This window comes from uncultured Abyssibacter sp., assembly GCF_964000955.1.
Lineage (GTDB): Bacteria > Pseudomonadota > Gammaproteobacteria > Nevskiales > OUC007 > Abyssibacter.
Window position 1 is genome coordinate 1 of record NZ_CAXFCL010000222.1, and the last position, 5203, is coordinate 5203.

Here is a 5203-nt window from a genome sequence, read left to right on the forward strand (position 1 = left end):
CCGCATCGAATACGGCAGCCGTGGTCGTCGCCGAATATTGCGGATAAAGCGGAATGACCAGCAGACGTTCCGCACCCGCGGCCTTCAGCTTCCGCAACTTCGTCGCGACGGCGGGTTGTCCGTAGCGCATTGCCCATTCGACCTCAACCGGTCCGGGTAGCTGGCTGCCCAGCTGGTGTTGCAGGCCGGTCGCAAGGTCGGCGGTATGCACCGCCAGCGGGCTGCCGCGTTCGGTCCAGATCGCGCGGTATCCAGAGGCAATTCGCTTGGGGCGAAACGGCAGTACGAACAGATGGAGGATCGTCAGCCACAGCAGGCGTGGCAATTCGATCACTCGCGTATCGGACAGGAACTCGCGCAGATAGCGTCGGATTGCCTTTGGCGTCGGTTCATCCGGGCTGCCGAGGTTGACGAGCAGCACGCCCAGTTTCGGTTGGCGCGCGTGCGGCGCTTGCGATTCATCCATTGTTGGGGCGGATTTCTCCACTACGAATCCGTGCGAAATAGTCGCGGTAGCGGCTGACCATGCGGCTGCCCAGCAACAGCATGATGGGCAGGTTGATCACCAGCATGAATCCGAGCGCGACGGTGCTGATCGAATCCAGTTCCGCGGATGTGCGGATGAAGCCCAGACAGGTCACGACGATCAGCACACACCAGACCGCCCGATAGGGCACCACCCAGCGTGATCCCAGCAGATAGATCACGCCCTGTTCGCCATAGTAACTCCACGTGATGATCGTCGAGATCGCGAACAACCACACGGCCATGGTGACCATCCATTTGCCCAGGCCATTCGCGCCGCTGTCGAATGCCCTGGCGGTCAACGTGGCACCGGTGAAGTCCTCGTAGAGCCCCGAGTCCACCGGGACCGGGGCGCTGTCCGCATTGATGCCGCGCCAGTCGATCCGGTCTCCGTCGACACTGCCGTAGAGGCGGGTACGCGTACCATCGACGGTGACGAGGGTGAAGATCTGGGCGCCATCCTGCCAGTCGCCCGCGGGCAGGGCTGTTTCGGTTGGCTGCCATCCGGCTGTCGTCTCGACCAGCTCCAGCGGCGCCGGGAAGGTCCCGCCGGCGTCACGCTGCCAGATGCCGCTGCTGAGAATGACCAGCGCAGTGATGGTGCAGACGACGATCGTGTCGATGAATGGCTCCAGGCCCGCAACGACGCCTTCGGTTACCGGTTCGTCGGTCTTGACCGCGGAGTGGGCGATCGGCGCGCTGCCCAGCCCGGCTTCGGAGGAAAACAGCGCGCGTTTCATGCCGAAGATGAATGCGGTGCCGAAACTCGCCCCGACGAAGGCGCCGGTGGCGTCCGCCGGGGAGAAGGCGGACTTGAAGATCAGCGCGAAAACCTCGGGCACCGCCTCGCGATTCACGAAGATCACGAACAGCCCGGCGATGATGTAGATCGCGCACATCAGCGGCACCAGCGTCCCGGCGATCACGCCGATCCGGCGAATGCCGCCCAGGATCACCAGGGCCACGATCACCGCGAGCACCACGCCGGAGATCCAGGGAGGCACGCCGAAGTAGGCGTTCGTGGTATCTGACACGCTCCAGGCCTGGAACATGTTGCCGCCCGTCAGCGCGAACAGGATCAGTGGCAGGGTGAACAATGCACCGATGACCGGGCCGGCGGTCTTGAACCGGGCGGACAGTTCCGGCAGGCCGCGCTTGGCCACCCACATGGTGCCGCCGTGCGGGTTTGTGGGGTCGCTGGTGTCGCGGTAGAGCATCGACAGCGTGACCTCGGTGGTCTTCACCGCCATGCCGACCAGACCGATCATCCACATCCAGAACACCGCGCCGGGGCCGCCCAGTTCGACCGCGATGGCGACGCCGGCGATGTTGCCCAGGCCCACCGTGGCCGACAGCGCGGCCGACAGTGCCTGGAAATGAGAGATCGCGCCCGCGCCGTCCTTGCCGGTCCAGCGGCCGGTGAGCAATCCGACGCCGTGAGTGAGCGAGCGGAACTGGCAGAAGCGGGTCCAGATCGTGAAGATCAGCCCCACGGTCAGCAGTGCCAGTAGAACCGGCACGCTGAGCATCACGGCGTTGATCGCGTTGATGACGTCGAAGAAGCCTTGCATCAGAACAGCCCGCTGATCAGAACGTAGACAATGCCGATCGGTGCGACGAAGCGCAGCACGAACAGCCAGACCGGCGCCAGGGCGAATCGCTGGGTGCCGTCATTGGTGACCAGGGACAGCGCCTTCGGGCCGAGCTTCCAGCCCACGAACAGGGCGGTGCACAGCCCGCCGATCGGCAACAGCAGATCGGTCAGCGATGCGGCGGCGCTGAGGAAGTCCATGCCGAGGATCTGGATGTCGACCGCGCCCTGGGACAGCGAGGATGGAACACCCAGCGCGAAGCAGATCAGCCCCGCGCCCAGCGCGGCCTTGCGGCGAGTCAGGCGGGTCTCGTCGACCAGGTAGGTGACGACCACTTCCAGCAACGAGACGGATGACGTCAATGCGGCCACGAACAGCAGCGCGAAGAACACGAAGCCGAAGACGGAGCCCGCGGGCATCTGCGAGAACACCACCGGCAGCGTGACGAACGTCAGTCCCGGCCCCGCGGCGGGGTCCAGACCATAGGCGAACACGGCGGGGAGAATCATGAAGCCCGCGAGAACGGCGACCAGGGTGTCCAGGCCGACGATGATGGCCGCGGATCCGGGCATTGGCGTCGTTTTGGGCAGGTAGGAGCCGTAGGTGATCAGCGCGCCCATGCCCAGCGACAGTGAAAAGAACGCCTGACCAATCGCCGACGTGAACGTGGAACCGTTCACCTTGCTCCAGTCCGGCACCAGGAAGAAGCGCAGGCCTTCGCCGGCACCCGGCAGCGAGATCGAGCGGATGATCAGGACCAGCAGCAGGACGAACAGCATGGGCATCAGCAGCTTGGATGCGCGCTCGATGCCCTTGCCGATTCCGCCGAGCACGACCGCGACGGTGGCGGCCATGAACAGGCCCGCGAGCAGGACCGGTGTCAGGCCACCGCTGATGAAGCTGTTGAACTGCGCGCCGATGCTTTCGGCATCTCCGGAGATCAGGCTGCCGTCGAGCATGAACCCCATGTAGGCGACGGTCCAGCCGGCGATGACGATGTAGAACGACAGGATGACGAAGCCGGTGAACACGCCCAGATAGCCCACCAGAGGCCAGCCGCCACCCCCGAGCAGGCGGAAGGCGCCCACCGGGTTTCGCCCGCTCGCGCGGCCCAGCACCATCTCCGCCAGGATCAGCGAGGCGCCGAACACGACGATGAAGAGCAGATAGAGCAGCAGAAACGCGCCGCCGCCGTTGGCGCCGGTCTCGTAAGGAAATTTCCAGATGTTGCCGAGCCCGACCGCGGAGCCCGCGGCGGCCATGATAAAGCCGAATCGGCTCCCCCAGTGTTCGCGTGCAGCAGCCACGAAACCCCCGATGTCGTTGATGTTGTTGGGGCCGATTGTAATGCACGGCCCATGCCGCGCGATCCGGTGACGTATGATCCGCGCCCTGACGTGACTGTTCCGCCTGCATGCGACGTTCCGACTTTCACTACGATCTGCCCGAGACACTGATCGCGCAGCAGCCGCTGCCCGATCGGTCGGGAGCACGTCTGCTGCGGGTCGATGGCGGCAGCGGGGCGTGTGTTGACTCCATGGTCCGTGATCTGCCGGCCTGCCTGGAACCCGGCGACCTGGTCGTCACCAACGATGTGCGAGTCATTCCGGCCCGCGTGTTTGGCCACAAGTCGACCGGCGGACGGGTGGAGGTCATGGTCGAGCGGATCGTGGAGCCCGGGCTGGCCTGGGCGCATCTGCGATCCAGCAAGTCACCCAAGGCGGGCGGGCGCGTCACGCTGGACGGTGGCGCCGAGGTCGAGGTGGACGGGCGCCAGGACGACGGCCTGTTCGTGCTGCGGCTGCTCACGTCGACCTGGGCGGAGGTGCTGGATGCCGTCGGTCACGTGCCGCTGCCGCCATATATCAAGCGTTCCGATACCGCGGATGATGCGGAGCGGTATCAGACCGTGTTCGCGCGACAGCCTGGCGCCGTGGCGGCGCCGACGGCCGGGCTGCATTTCGATGCGCAGCTGTTGCAGGCGGTCGAAGCACGCGGTGTGGAGTTCGCATCCACGACCCTGTGGGTCGGCGCGGGGACGTTCCAGCCGGTGCGAGCCGAACGGCTCGAGGAGCACCGCATGCATGCCGAGCGTGTTCAGGTTCCAGAGGCTACGGTCGAGGCGGTGCGGCGCACGCGCGAGCGTGGTGGGCGCGTCGTGGCCATCGGGACCACCGTGGTCCGCGCGCTGGAAGCCGCGAGCGCCGATGGGGAACTGGCCCCCATGGATGGCGACACGCGTCTGTTCATCAAGCCGGGAGACCGTTTCCGCGTGGTCGACGCGCTGATGACCAACTTCCATCTCCCGGAGTCCACGCTGCTGATGCTGGTCTGCGCCTTTGCCGGATACGACACGGTGATGGGCGCCTACCGGCATGCCGTGGACGCAGGCTATCGCTTCTTCAGCTATGGCGACGCGATGTGGTTGACGCCGCAGCCGGGAGTGCGGGCATGAGCTTCCAGTGTCTGACGACGGACGGCGGCGCCCGTAGGGGGCGGCTGGTCACGCAGCATGGCGTGATCGAGACGCCGGTCTTCATGCCTGTCGGCACCTACGGGACCGTCAAGGCGATGACGCCGGAAGAGCTCAGCGGGCTTGGCGCGAGCATCATCCTGGGCAACACCTTTCACCTGATGCTCCGTCCCGGAGAACGCGTGATCCGGGATCTCGGAGGGCTGCACCGGTTCATGCACTGGGACGGGCCAATCCTCACGGATTCCGGTGGCTTCCAGGTCTGGAGTCTCACCGAACTGCGCAAGCTGACGGAGCAGGGCGTCGTTTTCCGCTCCCCGGTCAACGGTGATCGGGTCGAGCTGACGCCGGAGCGGTCCATCCAGGTTCAGCACGCGCTGGGTTCGGACATCGTCATGCAGTTCGACGAATGCACGGCTTATCCGGCGACCGAGTCCGACGCGGCCGAGTCCATGCGTCTGTCGCTACGCTGGGCGTCGCGCTGCCGCGACGCTCACGCGGAGAACCCCAATCTGCTGTTCGGCATCGTGCAGGGCGGCATGTATCCGGAGCTGCGCGCCGAGTCCCTGCAGGGGCTGACGGCGGTCGGGTTCGACGGCTATGCCATCGGCGG

General features: G+C 65.8%; 5 protein-coding genes. 2 read left to right on the forward strand and 3 right to left on the reverse strand.

The window, feature by feature from the left end; translation table 11 throughout:
• The 3 genes from ABNS06_RS10880 to ABNS06_RS10890 all read right to left on the reverse strand — a co-directional run.
• Positions 1-466, reverse strand: a 466-nt coding sequence (locus tag ABNS06_RS10880; RefSeq protein ID WP_348674619.1) for a ferrochelatase, incomplete at its 3' end; no start/stop codon positions are given.
• Positions 459-2096 carry an amino acid carrier protein gene (locus ABNS06_RS10885; protein ID WP_348674620.1) on the reverse strand — a complete coding sequence of 546 codons (1638 nt, stop codon included), beginning with the start codon at positions 2094-2096 and terminating at the stop codon, positions 459-461. The genes ABNS06_RS10880 and ABNS06_RS10885, both read right to left, overlap by 8 nt.
• Positions 2096-3610, reverse strand: coding sequence for a sodium-dependent transporter (locus ABNS06_RS10890; protein WP_348674621.1), 1515 nt, complete (start codon positions 3608-3610; stop codon positions 2096-2098). The genes ABNS06_RS10885 and ABNS06_RS10890 overlap by 1 nt, the downstream gene beginning before the upstream one ends.
• Between ABNS06_RS10890 and queA the strand changes: the two genes are divergently transcribed.
• The gene (gene queA, locus ABNS06_RS10895) at positions 3532-4572 is read left to right on the forward strand and encodes a tRNA preQ1(34) S-adenosylmethionine ribosyltransferase-isomerase QueA (RefSeq protein ID WP_348674622.1); all 1041 of its coding nucleotides are present in this window, start codon (positions 3532-3534) and stop codon (positions 4570-4572) included. The genes ABNS06_RS10890 and queA overlap by 79 nt on opposite strands.
• On the forward strand, positions 4569-5203 hold a 635-nt coding region (locus ABNS06_RS10900; RefSeq protein WP_348674623.1), incomplete at its 3' end, for a tRNA guanosine(34) transglycosylase Tgt. The genes queA and ABNS06_RS10900, both read left to right, overlap by 4 nt.

Bases quoted from the DNA above. Each gene is read 5' to 3' on its own strand.
- queA (WP_348674622.1), top strand. From the start codon at position 3,532: ATGCGACGTTCCGACTTTCACTACGATCTGCCCGAGACACTGATCGCG.
- ABNS06_RS10885 (WP_348674620.1), bottom strand. From the start codon at position 2,096: ATGCAAGGCTTCTTCGACGTCATCAACGCGATCAACGCCGTGATGCTC.